Origin of the sequence: Vallicoccus soli (assembly GCF_003594885.1) — a bacterium.
GTDB classification, from domain to species: Bacteria; Actinomycetota; Actinomycetes; order Motilibacterales; family Motilibacteraceae; genus Vallicoccus; species Vallicoccus soli.
Genome location: NZ_QZEZ01000001.1, coordinates 1,026,482 through 1,045,249, shown reverse-complemented (window position 1 = coordinate 1,045,249; position 18,768 = coordinate 1,026,482). Strand labels below are relative to the sequence as shown.

Genomic DNA, 18,768 nt, shown 5'->3' with positions numbered 1-18,768 from the left:
TGCAGTATCGAGTCATGGACAAGTCTAGCGGCGTCGGCGTGCTCGACAAGGCCGCCACCGTGCTGGCCGCCCTGGAGCCCGGCCCGCAGACCCTCGCCGGGCTCGTCGCGGCCACCGGGCTGGCCCGCCCGACGGCCCACCGGCTGGCCGTCGCCCTCGAGCACCACCGGCTCGTCGCGCGCGACCTGCAGGGCCGCTTCGTCCTCGGCCCGCGCCTCGGCGAGCTCGCGCTGGCCGCCGGCGAGGACCGCCTCCTGGCCGCCGCCGGCCCCGTCCTCGCGGGCCTGCGCGACCACACCGGGGAGAGCACGCAGCTCTACCGGCGCCAGGGCGACGCCCGGGTCTGCGTCGCCGCCTCCGAGCGCCCGTCGGGCCTGCGCGACAGCGTCCCCGTGGGCGCGACCCTCACCATGCTCGCGGGCTCCGCGGCCCAGGTGCTCCTCGCCTGGGAGGAGCCGGACCGCCTGCACCGCGGCCTGCAGGGCGCGCGGTTCAGCGCGACCGCCCTGTCGGCCGTACGGCGCCGCGGCTGGGCCCAGTCGGTCGGCGAGCGCGAGGCCGGGGTCGCGTCGGTCTCCGCACCCGTGCGCGGCCCCAGCGGGCGCGTCGTCGCGGCCGTGTCCATCTCGGGCCCCATCGAGCGCCTCACCCGCCAGCCCGGGGGGCTGCACGCCGCCCCCGTCCTCGCCGCCGCCGCGGCCCTGAGCGAGTCCCTGGCCGGCGGCCCCTCCTGACCCCGCCGGCGCCCTCCGCGCACGATCGCGGCGGAGACGACCCACCACCCCGCCGCGATCATGCGCGGAGGGCGGCGGAGGGAGGGCGGCCCCGCGACGACCCCGGGAACGCCGAAGGGCCCGTCCTGGTGGACGGGCCCTTCGGCTCTACGTAGCCCCGACCGGATTCGAACCGGCGCTACCGCCTTGAGAGGGCGGCGTGCTAGGCCGCTACACAACGGGGCCGCGGCGTTCCCCCGGCGAACCGGAGGAGGTGTCTGAGACCTTACCGGATCGCTCCGGCCGTCCCGACCAGCTGGGGTACCAGGACTCGAACCTAGACTAGCTGAACCAGAATCAGCCGGGCTGCCAATTACCCCATACCCCATGGGTCCACGGCCCGGGGGCCGTGTCGACGGGGAGTACGTTACCCGCCCCGCCGACCCGGCACCAAACCGGCTGGTCAGCCGCGCGTCGTGCCCTGCAGCACCGGGACCACGCGCCCGGCGCCGGGCACCCGCACGGCGGCGCGCTGCACCGTCCGCCAGGCCTCCTGCACGCCCGTGCCGCGCTCGGCCGCGACGCGCGCCACGAGGCCGGCGACCTGCGGCGCCGCGAAGGACGTGCCGGTCCACACCGCCCAGGCGTCGGCCGGGTACGTGTCCGGGGCCGGGTCGAACTCGGGGTCCTCGACGCCGGGCACGTACGTCGACAGGACGCCCTCCCCCACCGCCGAGCAGTCGACCCAGTGCCCCCGGTTGCTCCACGGCGCGGGCGCGAGGTCGACGTCGAGCGCGCCGACCGCGACGACCTCCCGGAAGGCCGCGGGCCAGCTCGGGCGGTCGCTGCCGTCGTTGCCGGCGGCGGCCACGACGAGGGCCTCGGGGTGCTCCTCGGCGAGGATGTCGACGGCGGCCTGCAGCGCGACCGGCGGCACGTCGCCGGGGGTCTGCACCCCGAAGGAGAGGTTGACGACGTCGGCGCCGTCGCGCAGCGCGCGGACCAGGGCGAGGGCGATCTCGAGGTCGCTGCCGATGCCGTCGCTGTCCACGGCGCGGTACGCCCGCAGCTCCGCCCCCGGCGCCACCTGCGCCACCACGCCGGCGACGAAGGTGCCGTGCCCGGCGGCGAGGTCGAGCAGGCCGTTGGGCTCGGGCAGGTCGTCGAGCGGGTCCACCTCGCCCTCGCGCGGCACCGCGTCGAGCCAGCCGTCCGCGCGGCGCTCCGGGGTGATCCCGGTGTCGACGACCGCGACCCGCACGCCCGCCCCGGCCCGCGCGGACGCGGTGGGCCGGGGCACGCCCACCGGCGAGGGCTCCGGCCCGCTGAGGCCCTTGACGACGGGGGCGAGCGGCACGACGTGGTCGACGCTGGCGAGGTGCCCCAGCGCGCGCAGCTCGCCCGCGAGCCCCTCGAGGCGGGCCGGGGGGACGCCGTCGCGGCGGCAGCGCAGCACGCGACCGCCGAGCTCGGCGACCGGCTCGACGGTGAAGCCCTCATCCGCGAGCAGGCGCACCGCGCGCTCGTCGTCCGCGGCGGTCGCCCCGGCCAGCAGGTCCCCCGGGCGCACGAGGGTGCGCCCCGCGCCGTCGTCGAGCACCTCCACGGGCTCGAGGTCCCGGCGCCCGCGGCGGCGCTCCAGCCGGCGCTCGTCCACCCGGCGCACGAAGGCCTCGCGCTGCGCGCCGGAGGAGAGCGCGCCGACCTGCGCGCCGACCGCCGCGCGGTGCGCCGCGCGCACGTCCTCGGGCCGCGGGTCGGGGAAGCCGTCCCGGTAGTCGCTGCCTGCCACGTCTGGCCTCCACGCTCGTCCGATGGGCGCTACTGTCGCTCCCGTCCCAGCCGGCACACCGAGGGCGCACCATGGGAGCGGAGAGCGCGACGGCCATCCTGATACAGGCCGAGCGCGTGTACGAGGAGGTCGTCGCAGATCCCGGCGCCCGGCGCGGTGACGTCGTCGACCTCGTCGCGCAGGCGCGGGCCTCGCGCGACCGCGAGGCCCTCGTCGTGGCGCTGCGCGCCAGCGCCTGGGTGGAGCGCACGCTGCTGCGGGCCCCCGCGGCCAAGGAGCTGCTCGACGAGGCCGTGCGGCTGGCCCGCTCCGGGCCGGTGCACCGCCTGCCGGAGGTGCTGACGACCCGCGCGGTGGTGAACCAGGAGCTCGGCCGTGCCGCCGCCGCCCGCCGCGACCTCGACGCCGCGGGCGCGCTGGCCAGCGCCGGGCACGCCCTCGGCCCCGAGCTGGCGCTGCAGCAGGCGGTCCTGCGCCAGAACAGCGGCGACGGCGCGGGCGCCGAGGCGCTGTACGCCGCGCTGCTCGCCGACCCCTCGGCCCCCGCGCTGCTCCGCGCCAAGGCGGCGAACAACCTGGCGCTCGTCGAGGCGCAGACGGGCCGCGCGGGCGCGGCCCTGCAGCACCTCGACGAGGCTGCCGCCCTCGCCGTGGCGGGCGGGAGCACGACCCTCGTGGCGGTGGTGGCGCAGAGCCGCGGCTGGGTCCTCCTGCACGCCGGCCGCCTGCCGGACAGCATGGCCCAGCTCGACACGGCCGCCGCGCTGTGGCGCGCGGCCGGGCTGCCCCCCGGGGAGCCGTACGTCGAGCAGGCCGACGCCCTCGCGGACCTGCGCCTCGTCGAGGAGGCGCTGGGGCTGGCGCGGGCGGCCGCCGCGTCGTTCCGCGAGCACGGCGCCCTGCTCCTCGCGGTGGAGGCGCAGCACCGCGTGGCGCGCCTCGCGCTGCGGGCGGGCCGGCCGGACGACGCCCTGCGCGAGGCGGAGGCGCTCGAGGCCCTGCTGGACGGCCAGGACCGCCCGGCGTGGCGGGCCCGCGCGGGCGCGGTCCTCGCGGAGGCGCGGCTGGCGACGGGTCGCTGCACCGCGGAGGAGCTCGACCGGGCCCGGCGCAGCGCGCGCACGCTGGACCGGCTGGGGCAGGTCGGCGAGGCGGTCGACGCGTACCTCGTGGCGGGGCGCTGCGCGCTGGCGCAGGACCGGCAGGTGCCCGCGCAGGCGCTGCTGCGCCGCGCCGAGGAGCTGAGCCGCGGCGGCACGGTCCTGCTGCGCCTCAAGGGGCGGCTCGCGGCGGCGCTCGCGGCGGGCGGCGACGTCGCCCGGGTCACGCAGCTGGCGCGGGCGGGGATGCGCGACCTGGCCGAGCACCGCGACGCGCTCGGCTCGGTGGAGCTGCGCGCGCTCGCCTCCGGGCACGGGGCCGAGCTCGGCGTGCTCGCGCTGCGCACCCTGCGCTCGGCGGCGGGGGGCGCGGCCCCCGTGCGGCTGCTCGACTGGATGGAGCGCACGCGCGCGGCCGCCCTCACCGCCCCGCCCGCCGAGCAGCGCACCCTCGTCCCGCGCCCGGCCGACCCGGAGCAGGAGGAGCTGCTGGCGCGCCTGCGCCTGCTGCACCGCCGCGTCGACGACGACCCGTCGGCGGCGCCGGCCCTGCGCCAGGAGGTCCAGGAGGTCGAGGAGCGGCTGCGCCGCGGCGCGTGGTCGCGCAGCGCCGAGCGCGCGCGGCGGCACCAGCGGCCCGTGCCCGTGGCCGAGCTCCGGCGCCTGCTCGACGGCACGCCGCTCGTCGAGCTGGCCGCCGTGGACGACCGGCTCCTCGCGGTCGTCCTCGAGGCGCGGCGCAGCAGGGTCGTCGAGCTCGGCCCCCTCGAGCCGGTGCGCCGGGAGCGCGACGCGCTGCTGTTCACCCTGCGCGGCCTGTCCACGCCGCGCCCGCCGGCGGTGACCGCGGCCCTGCGCCGCAGCGCCGAGGGCGGGCTGGCCCGGCTGCGCGCGGCGCTGCTCGACCCCCTGCGCGTACGGCCCGACGCCCCGCTCGTCGTCGTGCCGTCCGCCGCGCTGCACGGAGTGCCGTGGAGCGCGCTGCACGACGGGCCGGTGGCGGCGGCGCCGTCGGCGACCCTGTGGGCGCGCACCCGCGCGGGCGCGCCGCGCGCGGGCGGCGTGCTGCTCGCGGCCGGGCCGGACCTGCAGGGCGCCGTGCCGGAGGTGCGCGCGCTCGCCGCGCTGCACCCGGGCGCCGAGGTGCTCGAGCCGCCGCGCAGCACGGCCGCGGCGGTCACCGCGTCCCTCGCCCGGGCGGACCTCGCCCACCTGGCCTGCCACGGCGTCCTGCGCGCGGACAACCCGCTCTTCAGCGCGCTGCTGCTCAGCGACGGCCCGCTCACCGTCCACGAGCTGGCGCTGCGCCGCGCGGCCCCGCGGCGGGTCGTCCTGGCCGCGTGCGACTCGGCCGCCGACACGACGTACGCGGGCGGGGAGATGCTCGGCTTCGTCGGCGCGCTCGTCGAGCGGGGCACCGCCGGGCTCGTCGCCAGCGGGGTGCCCGTGCCCGACGTCGGGAGCGTGCCGCTCATGCGGGCGCTGCACGAGGGCCTCGCCCGCGGGGCCACGATGTCCGTGGCGCTGCACGGCGCCCGGGCCGCCGTCGACCTCGACGACCCGGTGAACCTCGTGAGCTGGGCCGCCTACACGGCCTTCGGCGCGGCCTGAGCCCTCAGGCCGCCTGCTCCAGCGCGGCCCGCAGGCGCGCCAGGGACCGCTCGCGGCCCAGCAGCTCCATCGACTCGAAGAGCGGCGGGGAGATGCGCGCGCCGGTGACGGCGACCCGTACGGGGCCGAAGGCGTGCTTGGGCTTGAGGCCCAGCCCGTCCGCGAGCAGCGCCGAGCGCAGCGCCGCCTCGATGGCGCCGTGCGTCCACTCCCCCAGGGCCTCGAGCGCCGCGACCGACGCCTCGAGGACCGGGCGCTGCTCGGGGGTGAGCAGGCGGGCCGCCGCCTCGGGGTCGACGGTGAAGTGCGCGTCGTCGACGAGCAGGAACGCCATGAGCCCGGGCACCTCGGACAGGCGCGCGATGCGCTCCTGCACGTGCGGCGCCAGGCCCTCGACGAGCGCGCGCTCCTGCGCGGTCGGCTCCGCCGACACGAGGCCGGCCTGCTGCAGGAACGGCAGGATCCGCCCGACGAAGTCCTCGAGGGGCAGCGCGCGGACCTTGTCGCCGTTGATGGCCTCGAGCTTCTTCATGTCGAAGCGCGCCGGGTTCTTGCCGACCCGCTCGATGGTGAAGTCGCGGGCCATCTCCTCGAGGGTGAAGTCCTCGCGGTCCTCGCCCGGCGACCAGCCCAGCAGCGCGAGGTAGTTGCACAGCGCCTCCGGCAGGAAGCCCTCGCGGCGGTACCAGGCGATCGACACCTCGCCGTTGCGCTTGGACAGCTTGACGTTGTCCTGGCCCATGACGAACGGCAGGTGCCCGAACACCGGCGTCCGCTCCTCGGTGACGCCCATGGCGCGGTAGACCGCGATCTGCCGCGGCGTGGAGGACAGCAGGTCCTCGCCGCGCAGGATGTGGGTGATGCCCATGAGGACGTCGTCGACCGCGACGGCGAGCGTGTAGAGCGGGTAGCCGTCGGCGCGCACCAGCACGAAGTCGGGCACGTTGGCGTGGTCGAAGGTGACCTCGCCGCGGATCGCGTCGACGAAGGTCGTGGACCCCTCGGGCATGCGGAAGCGCAGCACCGGCTGGCGGCCCTCGGCCTCGAACGCGGCGACCTGCTCGGCGCTGAGGGTGCGGCAGCGGCCGTCGTAGCCGGGCGGCAGCCCCTTGCGCTTCTGCTCCTCGCGGCGCTCGTCGAGCTCCTCGGGCGAGCAGTAGCAGCGGTACGCGTGCCCCTCGTCGAGGAAGCGCTGGGCCCACTCGCGGTAGAGGTCCATCCGCTGGGACTGCTGGTACGGCCCGCGGTCGCCGCCGACTTCGGGGCCCTCGTCCCAGTCCAGGCCCAGCCAGCGCAGCGTCTCGGCCGCGGCGGCGATGTACTCGTCCGTCACCCGCGAGCGGTCGGTGTCCTCGATGCGGAAGACGAAGGTCCCGCCGGTGTGGCGGGCGTACGCCCAGTCGTAGAGCGCCGTGCGGATGTTGCCGACGTGCAGGTCGCCCGACGGCGACGGCGCGAACCGGACGCGCACGCTGCTGCCCTCAGCCACGGGAGACCACCTCGTTCGTCAGGGAGCCGATGCCCTCGATCTCGACGGTCACGCTGTCGCCGGGGCGCAGCGGGCCGACCCCGGCGGGGGTGCCGGTGAGGATGACGTCGCCGGGCAGCAGCGTCATCGCCTCGCTCACGTGCGCCACCAGCTCGGCGACGCTGCGGACCATCTGCGACGTCCGCCCGTCCTGGCGCACCTCGCCGTCGACCGTGCAGGTGACGCGCAGGTCGGCCGGGTCCACGTCGGTGACGACCCACGGCCCCAGCGGGCAGAAGGTGTCGAAGCCCTTGGCCCGGCCCCACTGCGCCTCGGCGCGCTGCAGGTCGCGCGCGGTCACGTCGTTGGCGCAGGTATAGCCGAGGACGACCTCCGGCACCTTCTCGACCGGCACCTGGCGGCACAGCCGGCCGATGACGACGGCGAGCTCGGCCTCGTACGAGACCTCGTTGCTGATCTCCGGGTAGCGGATCGCCTCGCCGGGCCCGACGACCGAGGTCGACGGCTTGAGGAAGACCACGGGGACCTCGGGGACGTCGCCGCCCATCTCCTTGGCGTGGTCGGCGTAGTTCCTCCCGATGGCGACGACCTTGCTCGGCAGCACGGGCGCCAGCAGGCGCACCTCGCTGAGCTTGACGGGCATGCCCGCGGGCGTCAGCTGGCCGAAGGGGTGGCCGTCGAGCGGCACGACCGACAGGTCGTCGGGCTCACCGCCCACGGCGCCGAAGGAGACCGTCTCCCCGTGGGAGAACCTCGCGATGCGCACGGTCGTCGAGGCTAGCGGACGGCGGGGAGCCCCTCGGGGCTCGTACCCTGGACCCTCGTGGAGGTCCTCGCCGAGCCCGTGTGGCGCGCCCGCCGGGCCGCGCACGAGGCCCGCGTGGACGCCTGGACCGCCGGCCACCGCGAGCGGGCGCGCACGGGCCGGGCCCACCCGGTGGAGGACTTCCTCTTCACGTACTACTCCCAGCGCCCGGCGCGGCTGCGCCGCTGGTCCCCCGGCGCCGGCGTCGTCTGCGCCGGCGGGGACGAGCTGCTCGGGACGCCGGGCTTCGTCGCCGTCGACGGCGGCGCGGCGGTCGAGCCGCTGCCGGCGGCCCGGCGCGCCGCGGCGGCGTCGGTGCGGACCCTGCTGGCCCGCACCGCCGGCCGGGCGCCCTCGTACGGCTGCTTCGGGCTGCACGAGTGGGCGATGGTCCACCGCCAGGAGCAGGCGGAGGTGCGCCACGCGGCGTGGCCGCTGCGCCTCGGCCCCAAGGGGACGACCGCCGTCGTCGAGCGCTCGCGGGTGCGGTGCAGCCACGTCGACGCGTTCCGCTTCTTCACGCCCACGGCGCGCCCCCTCAACGAGCTGCAGCCGACGCGCGCGACGCAGGCCGACCTGGAGCAGCCGGGCTGCCTGCACGCGACGATGGACCTCTACAAGTGGGCGTACAAGCACTCGCCGCAGGTCCCCTCTGAGCTCGTCGGCGACTGCTTCGCCCTCGCCCGCGAGGTCCGCGAGCTCGACATGCGGGCCAGCCCGTACGACCTCTCCGCGCTCGGCTACGCCCCGGTGGCGGTCGAGGAGCCGGCCGGGCGCGCCGAGTACGCCGCCGCCCAGCGCGCCTTCGCCGAGCGCGCCGCCCCGCTGCGCGCCCGGCTCGTCGCCGCCCTGGACGCCCTGCTCGCCTGACCGGCGCTCCCGCGGCGACCATGCCCGGACGGGCGGCGACCAAGGGGGGATGGCCCGACCAGCGGCGACCATGCGGGGATGGCGCTCGCCTGCGGCGCTCCGCGCCGCTCGCGGGGCCGCCAGTGCGCCAGCGGGAAGCGCCGGCGCAGGGGCCACGGGACGAGCCGGGGCTCCAGCCCGGTGCGCTCGGCCACCGCCGCCTCGAAGGCGTGCGAGCGCCCGAGCACGGCCTCCTCGCCGACGACGAGGACGTCCCACCCGTGCCGCTCGCGCATCCGGCGCCGGCGGGCGAGGTCGTGCGCCTGCCGCTCCGGGCCGTGGAAGGCCTCGCCGTCGTACTCCAGGCCGAGGCCGGTCCCCGGCAGCGCGGCGTCGAGCCGGGCCACCTCGCGTCCCAGCTCCACCACGGGCACCTGCAGGTCCAGCGGGGGCAGGCCCGCGTCGTGCCACCGCAGCCGCATCCACGACTCGCCCGGGGGACCCGGAGCGGCCGTCGGCCAGCGCCACGAGCCCCCGCGCCTGGTCGACCCGGGCGAGGCCGGCCATCCGCTCGACGACGCCCACGAGCTCGTCGGCGTCGACCAGGCCGCGACGCAGGGCGGCGTCGAGGTACGCGAGCCCGTCCGGGCGCTCGAGGTCGCGCGCGAGGTCCACCACCGTACGGGCGGGCGACGCGACGGGCAGGCCGTGCACGTCGACGACCTCGTCCGCGACGAGCGCACGGGTCCGGGCCGCGACGCCGGGGCGCCGCAGGGCCGCCGCGCCGGCGGGGCGGGACACCTCGAGCGGCACCGCGCGCCCCTCCTGGCCCGGCAGCAGCAGGTCGATGCCGTGGAGCCACGCCGCCGCCAGGCCGGTCACCACCGCGTCGGGCGGGGCGACCAGCCGTACCGCCGCAGCCCGCAGGGCCGCGCCGTCGGGCACGGCCGCGTCGACGTAGGCGCCGGTCACCACCCGCCGGACCGTGCCGGCGGCGACGGCGCTGCGCAGGCGGTGCCGGCTCAGCCCGGCGTCGAGCGCCTGCCGGTAGGTGGAGGGCCGGCCGTCGAGCAGGGGTGCGTCCACGGCGGCAGGGTGCCGGGCACGGCGGGCGGGCGTCGGGCGCCGTCCACAGGCAGCGCCATCTGCGCATGATCGCCGCAGGAGGGGTGCGCCACCTGCGCAAGATCACCGCAGGAGGGGTGCGCCACCTGCGCATGGTCGCGGCGGGGTGGGGCGTCAGCAGACGCGGTGGAGCCAGCCGTGCTCGTCGGGGCGGCGGCCGTGCTGGACGTCGAGCAGGGCCTGGCGGACGGCGCTGGTGACGGGGCCGACGGTCTCGCCGTCGCCGGTGGTGACCTCGCCGCCGCGCCAGGCGAGGCGCCCGACGGGGGTGACGACCGCGGCCGTGCCGCAGGCGAAGACCTCGCGGATGCGCCCGCTCGCGGCGCCCTCGCGCCACTCGTCGATGCCGACGCGGCGCTCCTCGACCTTGTGCCCGAGCTCGCCCGCCAGCTGGATGATCGACGCGCGGGTGATGCCCTCGAGGATGGTCCCGGTGAGCTCGGGGGTGACGATGCTGTCGTCGTCGAGGACGAAGTAGAGGTTCATCCCGCCGAGCTCCTCGACCCAGCGCCGCTCCACCGCGTCGAGGAAGGCGACCTGGTCGCAGCCCTGCTCGATGGCCTCCTGCTGGGCGACCAGGCTCGCGGCGTAGTTGCCGGCGCACTTGGCCGCGCCGGTGCCGCCCGGCGCCGCGCGCGTGTAGTCCTCGCTGAGCCAGATGGAGACCGGGCGGACGCCGCGGGCGAAGTACGCCCCGGCGGGCGAGGCGATGACGCAGAACAGGACGTCCTTCGCCGGGCGGACCCCGAGGAACGCCTCCTGGGCGAACATGAACGGGCGCAGGTAGAGGCTCTTCTCCCCGCCCTCGGGCACCCACGCCTCGTCCGTGCGGATGAGCGCGTCGGCGGCGGCGACGAAGTCCTCGACGGGCAGCTCGGGCAGGGCCAGGCGCCGGGCGGAGCGGGCGAAGCGCTCGCCGTTGGCCTCGGGCCGGAAGGTCCAGACTGACCCGTCCGCGTGCCGGTACGCCTTGAACCCCTCGAAGATCGCCTGGGCGTAGTGCAGGACCGCGGTGGCGGGGTCGAGCTGCAGGGGCGCGTACGGCCGGACCTGCGCCTCGTGCCAGCCGCCGTCGGGGGTCCAGCGGGCGGTCACCATGTGGTCGGTGAACGTCTGGCCGAAGCCGGGGGCGGCGAGGACGGACGCGCGCTCCTCGTCGGGGCGCGGGCTGGTGCTGGCGTGGACGGCGATGTCGAGGGACACGGGGACCTCCTGGTGGCGCGGCAGGACGACGGTAGCCGACCCCCGCGGGGCGGCGCGGGGCGCTGCGCGGCGGAGGTCGGTCGGGCGAGGGGTACGGCGTCAGGCGAGGCGCGCGGCGATCGCGTCGCCCACCTGCGCCGTGCTGCGTACTCGGTCCCCCCGCTCGGCGAGGTCGGCCTCGACGGCCGCCTCGACCCGGCGGGCCTCGTCGACGCGGCCGACGTGCTCGAGGAGCATCGCGACGGACAGGACCGTCGCCGTCGGGTCCGCCTTCTGCTGCCCCGCGATGTCGGGGGCGGAGCCGTGCACCGGCTCGAACATGCTGGGGGCCGTGCCGGCGGCGTTGACGTTGCCGCTGGCCGCGAGGCCGATGCCGCCGGTGACCGCGGCGGCGAGGTCGGTGAGGATGTCGCCGAAGAGGTTGTCGGTGACGATGACGTCGAAGCGGGCCGGGTCGGTGACGAGGAAGATGGTCGCCGCGTCGACGTGCAGGTAGTCGACCCGGACGTCCGCGAACTCCTGCCCGACCGCGGCGACGGTGCGCTGCCAGAGGCGCCCGGCGTGGGACAGGACGTTCGTCTTGTGCACGAGCGTGAGGTGCCCGCGGCGCGAGCGCGCGCGGTCGAACGCGTCGCGGACGACGCGCTCCACGCCGTACGCGGTGTTCACGCTGACCTCGGTCGCGACCTCGGCGGGGGTGCCGGCGCGCAGGACGCCGCCGTTGCCGGTGTAGGGACCCTCGGTGCCCTCGCGGACGACGACGAAGTCGACGTCGCCGGGCGCGGCGAGCGGGGACGCGACGCCCGGGTAGAGCCGGGACGGGCGCAGGTTGACGTAGTGGTCGAAGGCGAAGCGCAGCTTGAGCAGCAGCCCGCGCTCGAGGACGCCGCTCGGCACGCCCGGGTCGCCGACGGCCCCGAGCAGCAGCGCGTCGTAGCCGCGCAGCTCCTCCATCACGGCGTCCGGCAGCGTCTCCCCCGTCGCGTGCCAGCGGCGGGCGCCGAGGTCGTAGTGCGTCGTCTCCACCGCCGCGCCGCCCAGCACGGCGTCGAGCACCTTGAGGCCCTCGGCGACGACCTCCGGGCCGATGCCGTCGCCGGGGATGACGCCGAGGCGGAGCGGGGTGGGCATGGCCCGACCCTAGCGCGGGCGTCCGCATGCTGGCCACGGCGTCCCGGGGAGTGGACGACTGCCGGGCCCATGAGGGGCACCCCCAGGCGCCGTACGCGCCTGAGGGGCACCCTCAGCAGAGTCGAGTCTGCTGAGGGTGCCCCTCAGGCGGGATGCACGCGTGAGGGTGCCCCTCAGGCGACCGGTGCGCGTGAGGGCGCCCCTCAGGCGACCGTGCGCGTGAGGGTGCCCCCGAGGCGCACGAGGGTGGGGCTCAGTCCACGAGGTCGACCGTGCGGCCCTGCTCGGCGCCGATCTCGGTGACGAGCTCGGCCAGCAGCGGGGCCGGGACAGCGCTGTCCACGGTGAGGGCGACGAGCGCCTGGCCGCCCTTGGTGTCGCGGGAGACCTGCATGCCCGCGATGTTGACGCCGGCGTCGCCGAGGATCCGCCCGACGGTCCCGACGACGCCGGGGCGGTCGGTGTAGCGGAAGAAGGCCATGTGCCCGGACGGCACGATCTCGACGTCGAAGCCGTCGACCTCGACGATCTTCTCGATGTGCTTCGGGCCGGAGAGCGTGCCCGACACCGACACCTGCTGCCCGTCCGCGAGCGTCCCGCGCAGGGTCACGACGTTGCGGTAGTCCTCGCTGACCGGGTCGGTCGTGAGGCGCACCTCGAGCCCGCGCTCGGCGGCGAGGACGGGGGCGTTGACGTACGACACCTGCTCCTCGACGACGTCGGTGAAGACGCCCTTGAGGGCGGCGAGCTCGAGCACCTTGACGTCGAGCGCGGCGATCTCGCCGCGGACCTCGACGTCGAGCGACTGCGCCCCTCCACCGGCCAGCGCGGTGAAGATGCGCCCGAGCTTCTCGGCGAGCGGGATGCCGGGGCGCACGTCCTCGGCGATGACGCCGCCCTTGACGTTGACCGCGTCGGGCACGAGCTCCCCGGCCAGGGCCAGGCGCACCGACTTCGCGACGGCGATGCCGGCGCGCTCCTGCGCCTCGTCGGTGGAGGCGCCCAGGTGCGGGGTGGCCACGACGTTGTCGAGCTCGAAGAGCGGCGAGTCGGTGCAGGGCTCCTTGGCGAACACGTCGAGGCCGGCCCCGGCGACGCGGCCCTCCTTGAGCGCGGCGTGCAGGGCGCCCTCGTCGACGATCCCGCCGCGCGCGGCGTTGACGATGCGCACGGTCGGCTTGACCTTGCGCAGCGCCTCCTCGCCGATGAGCCCGACCGTCTCCGGCGTCTTGGGCAGGTGCACCGTGATGAAGTCGGCCTCGGCGAGCAGCTCGTCCATCGACACGAGCCGCACGCCCATCTGCGCGGCGCGCCCGGCCTGGACGTAGGGGTCGTACGCGATGACCTTCATCCCGAACGCGGACAGCCGCTGCGCGACCAGCACCCCGATGCGCCCGAGGCCCACGACACCGAGGGTCTTCTCGTAGAGCTCCGCGCCGGTGTACTTGCTGCGCTTCCACTGCCCGTCGCGCAGCGCGCCGCTGGCTGCGGGGATGTTGCGCGCGACGCCGATGAGCAGCCCGATGGCGAGCTCGGCGGCGCTGACGATGTTGGAGGTCGGCGCGTTGACGACCATGACGCCGGCCTGCGTCGCCGCGGGCACGTCCACGTTGTCCAGGCCGACGCCCGCGCGGGCGACGACCTTGAGCCGCTTCGCCGCGGCGATGGCCTCCGCGTCGACCTTCGTCGCGGACCGCACGAGCACCGCGTCGACGTCCGCGATGGCCGGCAGCAGCTCGGAGCGGTCGGCCCCGTTGCAGTGCCGCACCTCGAAGTCGGGCCCGAGGGCCTCGACCGTCGCGGGGCTGAGCTCTTCGGCGATCAGGACGACGGGCTTGCTCACGAGGGCATCCTTCGCGTACGTCGGACCGGGGACCGCTGCCATCGTAGACCGCGTCCGCCAGCTGGTACGGCCCGTCCGCTGCGCGAGACGGCCCCGCGTCAGCGGACCCTGCGCGCCCCCGCGGCCGGCGCCACGACGAAGCCCTCGGGGGCGTCCCAGCCGCGCTCGGCGAACCGCTCCCGGGCCCGCTGCCCGACGGCCTCCTCCTGCCCCTGGGGCACGAGCGCGAGCACCGAGCCGCCGAAGCCGCCCCCCACCATGCGGGCCCCGAGGGCGCCCGCCTCGTGGGCCGCGTCGACCGCGACGTCGAGCTCGGGCACCGACACCTCGAAGTCGTCGCGCAGCGACGCGTGCGAGGCGTCGAGCAGCGGCCCCACCTCGCGCGGTCGCCCGGCCCGGACGAGGTCCACCACCTCGAGCACCCGGGCGTCCTCGGTGACCACGTGCCGGGCGCGGCGGGCGACCACCGGGTCGAGGTCCGCCGCCGCCAGCGCGTCGAGCATGGCGTCGCGCAGGGCCGGCACCCCGAGGGCGCGGGCAGCCTCCTCGCAGGCGCGGCGGCGGTCGCCGTACCCGCCGTCGACCAGCTGGTGCGACGCCTTCGTGTCGACGACGACCAGGGCCAGCCCGGCCTGCTCCAGCCCGAGGGCGACCTGCGTGACCTCGACGGACCGGCAGTCGATGAGCACCGCGTGGTCCTGCGCGCCGTGCACCGAGGCGAGCTGGTCCATGGGACCGGTCGGGGCGCCCGCCACCTCGTTCTCGGCGCGGCGCGCGTGCGCGGCGAGGTCCGAGCGGTGCAGCCCCAGGCCGAGCAGCTCGTCCACGGCGAGCGCGACGGAGCAGGTCAGCGCGGCGCTCGAGGACAGCCCGGCGCCCGAGGGCACCGTCGAGTGCAGCACCAGGTCCAGGCCCGGTACGTCGTGGCCGTCCTGGCGCAGCGACCAGAGCACGCCCAGCGGGTACGCCGCCCACCCCTCGACCCGCCCCGGGCCCACGTCGTCGAGGCCGACCTCGAGCGCGGGCAGCGGCGCGGTCGTCGCGACCGACACCCGCCCGTCGTCGCGGCGGCGGACGGCGGCGTACGTGCCCCGGTCGATGGCGAACGGCAGGACCCAGCCGTCGTTGTAGTCGGTGTGCTCGCCGATGAGGTTGGCCCGCCCCGGCGCCAGCCAGACCCCCTCGGGCTCCCCGCCGTGCCGGCGGTCGAACTCCTCCAGCACGCCGTCGAGCAGGCGCACCTCGTCGGGCGTGGGCAGGTGGGGGGCGGCGTCGTCCGGCACGGGGCGACAGTACGCCCGCGCGGCGGCTCCGCCTGAGGGGCACCCTCACGCCGCACGGACGCCTGAGGGGCACCCTCACGCGCCGGGGACGCCTGAGGGGCACCCTCAGCAGGGTCGAGTCTGCTGAGGGTGCCCCTCAAGGGACGTGCGCGCCTGGGGGTGCCCCTCATGGGCACCGCGGGGTCAGCGCGCGGCGCTGCCCTCGGTGTAGTCGTCGTCGGTGCGCACCCACGCCATGAGCTGGCGCAGCTCCTTGCCGGTGGCCTCGATGGGGTGCTGGGCGCCCTCGGCGCGCAGGCGCTGGAACTCCGGCGCGCCCGCGTCCTGGTCCGCGATGAAGCGGGCGGCGAAGGAGCCGTCCTTGATGTCGGCGAGCACCTCCTGCATCCGCTGCTTCACCGACGCGTCGATGACCCGCGGGCCGGAGACGTAGTCGCCGTACTCGGCGGTGTCGGACACGGACCAGCGCTGCTTGGCGATGCCGCCCTCGTACATGAGGTCGACGATGAGCTTGAGCTCGTGGAGGCACTCGAAGTACGCCACCTCGGGCTGGTAGCCCGCCTCGGTGAGCGTCTCGAAGCCGGCCATGACGAGCTGGGAGACGCCGCCGCAGAGCACGGCCTGCTCGCCGAACAGGTCGGTCTCGGTCTCCTCGGCGAACGTGGTGCGGATGCCGCCGGCGCGCAGGCCGCCGATGCCCTTGGCGTAGGACAGCGCGAGCCCCCACGCCTCGCCCGACGCGTCCTGCTCCACCGCCACGATGACGGGGACGCCGCGGCCCTCGACGTACTCGCGGCGCACCAGGTGGCCGGGGCCCTTGGGGGCGACCATCGCCACGTCGACTCCGGCCGGCGGCTTGATGTAGCCGAAGCGGATGTTGAAGCCGTGGCCGAAGAACAGCGCGTCGCCGTCCTGCAGGTTGGGCTCGATCGCCTCGGCGTAGACGTGGCGCTGCACGTGGTCCGGCGTGAGCAGCATGATGAGGTCCGCCTCGGCGGCGGCCTCGGCCGGCGTGACGACCCGCAGCCCCTCGGCCTCGGCCTTGGCGCGGCTCTTGGAGCCCTCGGGCAGGCCGACGCGCACGTCGACGCCGGAGTCGCGCAGGCTCAACGCGTGGGCGTGGCCCTGGCTGCCGTAGCCGATCACCGCGACCACGCGGTTCTGGATCACGGACAGGTCGGCGTCGTCGTCGTAGAACAGCTCGGCCACGGGGGCGTTCTCCTCGGGTTGGTGGTGTGCGGGGTCAGGCGGTGCGCTCGTGCGGGCGGTCCACCGCGCGCACCGAGCGGTCGGTCATGGAGCGGGGTCCGCGCTGCAGGGCGACCATGCCGCTCTGCACGAGCTCCTTGACGCCGAACGGCTCGAGCAGGCGCAGGAGCGCCTCGAGCTTGTCGGCGTTGCCGGTCGCCTCGACGGTCACGGCGTCCTGCGAGACGTCGACGACCTTGGCGCGGAAGAGCTGCACGGTCTCGAGCACGTGCGAGCGGGTGGCGACGTCGGCCTTGACCTTGACGAGCAGGAGCTCGCGCTGGACCGAGGACGCGGGGTCGAGCTCGACGACCTTGATGACCTCGACGAGCTTGTTGAGCTGCTTGGTCACCTGCTCGAGCGGGAGCTCCTCGACGTTGACGACGATCGTCATCCGGGACACGTCGGGGCGCTCGGTCGGGCCGACCGCCAGCGAGTCGATGTTGAACCCGCGGCGGGAGAACAGCCCGGCGATGCGCGCGAGCACACCGGGGTTGTTCTCGACGAGGACGGAAAGCGTGTGCTTGCTCATGTCAGACCCCCTGGACGCCGGTCTCGCCGAGGTCGCGGTCCCAGACGGGGGCGAGGCCTCGGGCGTACCGGATGTCGTCGTTGCTCGTGCCGGCGGCGACCATCGGCCACACCATCGCGTCCTGGTGCACCGTGAAGTCCACGACGACCGGCACGTCGTCCACGGCCATGGCCTTCTCGATCGTGGCGTCGACCTGGTCGGGCGTCTCGCAGCGCAGCCCCACGCACCCGTACGCGTCGGCGAGCTTGACCACGTCGGGGATCCGCACCGAGCGGGTCGCCGAGCGCAGGTCGGTGTTGCTGTAGCGCGAGCCGTAGAACAGCGTCTGCCACTGGCGCACCATGCCGAGCGTGCCGTTGTTGATGACGGCCACCTTGATCGGGATGCCGTTGATCGCGCAGGTGGCGAGCTCCTGGTTCGTCATCTGGAAGCAGCCGTCGCCGTCGATCGCCCACACCGTCGTGCCCGGCATGCCGACCTTGGCGCCCATCGCCGCGGGCACGGCGTAGCCCATGGTCCCGAGCCCGCCGGAGTTCAGCCAGGTCCGCGGCTTCTCGTAGCGGATGAACTGCGCCGCCCACATCTGGTGCTGGCCGACGCCGGAGGCGTAGATCGCGTCGGGGCCCACGATCTCGCCGAGCCGCCGGATCACGTGCTGCGGGGCGAGCGAGCCGTCGGCGGGCACCTCGAAGCCCAGCGGGTACGTGGTGCGCCACTCGTCGAGCGTGGACCACCAGGCGCCGAGGTCGGCCTGGCGCCCGGCCGCGTGCTCCGCGCGGACCGCGGCGACGAGGTCGGTGACGACGTCGCGGCAGTCGCCGACGATCGGCACGTCCGCGGTGCGGTTCTTGCTGATCTCGGCCGGGTCGATGTCCGCGTGCACGACGGTCGCGTGCGGCGCGAACGAGGACAGCTTGCCGGTGACCCGGTCGTCGAAGCGGGCCCCGAGGCTCACGAGCAGGTCGGCCTTCTGCAGCGCGGTCACCGCGGCGACCGAGCCGTGCATGCCCGGCATCCCCAGGTGCTGCGGGTGGCTGTCGGGGAACGCGCCGCGCGCCATGAGGGTGGTGACGACGGGCGCGCCGGTGAGCTCGGCCAGCGCGAGCAGGGCCTCGGAGGCGCCCGCCTTGATGACGCCGCCGCCGACGTAGAGCACCGGCCGGCGGGCCTCGACGAGCAGCCGCGCCGCCTCGCGCACCTGCTTGCCGTGCGGGCGCCCCGGCGGGCGGTAGCCCGGCAGGTCCATCTCGACCGGCCAGCGGAACGAGGTGCGCGCCTGCAGCGCGTCCTTGCTGATGTCGACCAGCACCGGGCCGGGTCGGCCGGTGCCGGCGATGTGGAACGCCTCGGCGACCACCCGCGGGATCTCCGCCGGGTCCGTCACGAGGTAGTTGTGCTTGGTGATCGGCATGGTGATGCCGCGGATGTCCGCCTCCTGGAAGGCGTCCGTGCCGATGGCCTGGCTCGCCACCTGCCCGGTGATGGCGACGACCGGGACCGAGTCCATGTAGGCGTCCGCGATCGGGGTGACGAGGTTCGTCGCGCCCGGGCCGCTGGTCGCCATGCAGACGCCGACCCGGCCGGTGGCCTGCGCGTACCCCGTCGCGGCGTGCCCGCCGCCCTGCTCGTGGCGCACGAGGACGTGGCGCACCGAGTCGGAGTCGAGGAGGGGGTCGTACGCCGGCAGGATCGCGCCGCCCGGGATGCCGAACACCACCTCGGCGCCGACGGACTCGAGCGAGCGGATGAGGCTCTGCGAGCCCGTGACCTGCTGGGCCTGGCCCTGCTGGGCCGCGACCTGGGAGGGGCTCGGCGACGGCTGGCTCATGCGGTGCTCCTGTGCTCCGGTGCTGGGTGGTGCGTCGTGCCGCGGGCAAAAAAGAACCCCTCGGCCCGGCGGGCCACGAGGGGTCGGCGTGCTGGCTGGCTGCGGAGAGCAGGGTCAGCCGGCACGCTTCCAGAGTACGACGATCAGGCGCATGCCCCTACCGTGCACCCGCGCCCGGACGATGTCAACCAGGTGAGACACGACGTCCGCATCCTG

Annotated in this window: 13 protein-coding genes and 2 tRNA genes; 3 read left to right on the top strand and 12 right to left on the bottom strand. The window is 76.1% G+C overall.

Annotated elements, in window-relative coordinates:
* The first annotated feature begins 14 nt into the window (after window positions 1–14).
* A complete protein-coding gene (locus tag D5H78_RS04880; protein WP_119949155.1) occupies window positions 15–734 on the top strand; it encodes an IclR family transcriptional regulator in 720 nt (239 codons plus the stop codon).
* 152 nt (window positions 735–886) lie between these two features.
* Here the strand turns inward: D5H78_RS04880 and D5H78_RS04875 are convergent.
* From D5H78_RS04875 to D5H78_RS04865, 3 genes are all read right to left on the bottom strand, one after another.
* Window positions 887–959, bottom strand: a tRNA-Glu gene (locus D5H78_RS04875).
* 70 nt (window positions 960–1,029) lie between these two features.
* A tRNA-Gln gene (locus D5H78_RS04870) sits at window positions 1,030–1,101 on the bottom strand.
* 75 nt (window positions 1,102–1,176) lie between these two features.
* Window positions 1,177–2,505 (bottom strand): S8 family serine peptidase, encoded by a 1,329-nt coding sequence (locus D5H78_RS04865; RefSeq protein WP_119949154.1) that lies wholly within the window; start codon window positions 2,503–2,505, stop codon window positions 1,177–1,179.
* A gap of 71 nt (window positions 2,506–2,576) precedes the next feature.
* Between D5H78_RS04865 and D5H78_RS04860 the strand changes: the two genes are divergently transcribed.
* On the top strand, window positions 2,577–5,216 hold the full coding sequence (locus D5H78_RS04860) for a CHAT domain-containing protein (protein WP_133412003.1): 2,640 nt from the start codon (window positions 2,577–2,579) through the stop codon (window positions 5,214–5,216).
* 4 nt (window positions 5,217–5,220) lie between these two features.
* Here the strand turns inward: D5H78_RS04860 and gltX are convergent, their stop codons facing one another.
* Window positions 5,221–6,705, bottom strand: a complete 1,485-nt coding sequence (gltX, locus tag D5H78_RS04855) for a glutamate--tRNA ligase (protein ID WP_119949152.1) — start codon at window positions 6,703–6,705, stop codon at window positions 5,221–5,223.
* Window positions 6,698–7,471, bottom strand: a complete 774-nt coding sequence (locus D5H78_RS04850) for a fumarylacetoacetate hydrolase family protein (RefSeq protein ID WP_119949394.1) — start codon at window positions 7,469–7,471, stop codon at window positions 6,698–6,700. Before D5H78_RS04850 ends, gltX begins: the two co-directional genes overlap by 8 nt.
* 57 nt (window positions 7,472–7,528) lie before the next feature.
* Between D5H78_RS04850 and D5H78_RS04845 the strand changes: the two genes are divergently transcribed.
* Window positions 7,529–8,380: a 3-methyladenine DNA glycosylase gene (locus D5H78_RS04845; RefSeq protein ID WP_119949151.1), complete on the top strand. Its 852-nt coding sequence runs from the start codon at window positions 7,529–7,531 to the stop codon at window positions 8,378–8,380.
* A gap of 1,218 nt (window positions 8,381–9,598) precedes the next feature.
* On the opposite strand, the gene D5H78_RS04835 is transcribed toward D5H78_RS04845, so the two are convergent.
* The 7 genes from D5H78_RS04835 to D5H78_RS04805 form a co-directional block, all read right to left on the bottom strand.
* On the bottom strand, window positions 9,599–10,687 hold the full coding sequence (locus D5H78_RS04835) for a branched-chain amino acid aminotransferase (protein ID WP_119949150.1): 1,089 nt from the start codon (window positions 10,685–10,687) through the stop codon (window positions 9,599–9,601).
* 99 nt (window positions 10,688–10,786) lie between these two features.
* The gene (locus D5H78_RS04830) at window positions 10,787–11,818 is read right to left on the bottom strand and encodes a 3-isopropylmalate dehydrogenase (RefSeq protein WP_119949149.1); all 1,032 of its coding nucleotides are present in this window, start codon (window positions 11,816–11,818) and stop codon (window positions 10,787–10,789) included.
* A gap of 253 nt (window positions 11,819–12,071) precedes the next feature.
* The gene (gene serA, locus D5H78_RS04825; RefSeq protein ID WP_177891097.1) at window positions 12,072–13,703 is read right to left on the bottom strand and encodes a phosphoglycerate dehydrogenase; all 1,632 of its coding nucleotides are present in this window, start codon (window positions 13,701–13,703) and stop codon (window positions 12,072–12,074) included.
* Window positions 13,704–13,759: 56 nt separating this feature from the next.
* Window positions 13,760–14,944 carry a galactokinase gene (galK, locus tag D5H78_RS04820; protein WP_218566240.1) on the bottom strand — a complete coding sequence of 395 codons (1,185 nt, stop codon included), beginning with the start codon at window positions 14,942–14,944 and terminating at the stop codon, window positions 13,760–13,762.
* 183 nt (window positions 14,945–15,127) lie between these two features.
* Window positions 15,128–16,153: a ketol-acid reductoisomerase gene (gene ilvC / locus D5H78_RS04815; protein ID WP_119949147.1), complete on the bottom strand. Its 1,026-nt coding sequence runs from the start codon at window positions 16,151–16,153 to the stop codon at window positions 15,128–15,130.
* Window positions 16,154–16,187: 34 nt separating this feature from the next.
* Window positions 16,188–16,724 carry an acetolactate synthase small subunit gene (ilvN, locus tag D5H78_RS04810; protein WP_119949146.1) on the bottom strand — a complete coding sequence of 179 codons (537 nt, stop codon included), beginning with the start codon at window positions 16,722–16,724 and terminating at the stop codon, window positions 16,188–16,190.
* A 1-nt stretch (window position 16,725) separates the two neighbouring features.
* Entirely contained in the window at window positions 16,726–18,552 is a 1,827-nt protein-coding gene (locus D5H78_RS04805; protein WP_119949145.1) for an acetolactate synthase large subunit, read from the bottom strand.
* Window positions 18,553–18,768: the final 216 nt, after the last annotated feature.

What these genes read in the sequence shown, in the direction of transcription:
- D5H78_RS04880 (WP_119949155.1), top strand. Translation starts at nt 15, where the DNA reads ATGGACAAGTCTAGCGGCGTCGGCGTGCTCGACAAGGCCGCCACCGTG.
- D5H78_RS04860 (WP_133412003.1), top strand. Translation starts at nt 2,577, where the DNA reads ATGGGAGCGGAGAGCGCGACGGCCATCCTGATACAGGCCGAGCGCGTG.
- D5H78_RS04830 (WP_119949149.1), bottom strand. Translation starts at nt 11,818, where the DNA reads ATGCCCACCCCGCTCCGCCTCGGCGTCATCCCCGGCGACGGCATCGGC.
- serA (WP_177891097.1), bottom strand. Translation starts at nt 13,703, where the DNA reads ATGGCAGCGGTCCCCGGTCCGACGTACGCGAAGGATGCCCTCGTGAGC.
- ilvN (WP_119949146.1), bottom strand. Translation starts at nt 16,724, where the DNA reads ATGAGCAAGCACACGCTTTCCGTCCTCGTCGAGAACAACCCCGGTGTG.
- D5H78_RS04805 (WP_119949145.1), bottom strand. Translation starts at nt 18,552, where the DNA reads ATGAGCCAGCCGTCGCCGAGCCCCTCCCAGGTCGCGGCCCAGCAGGGC.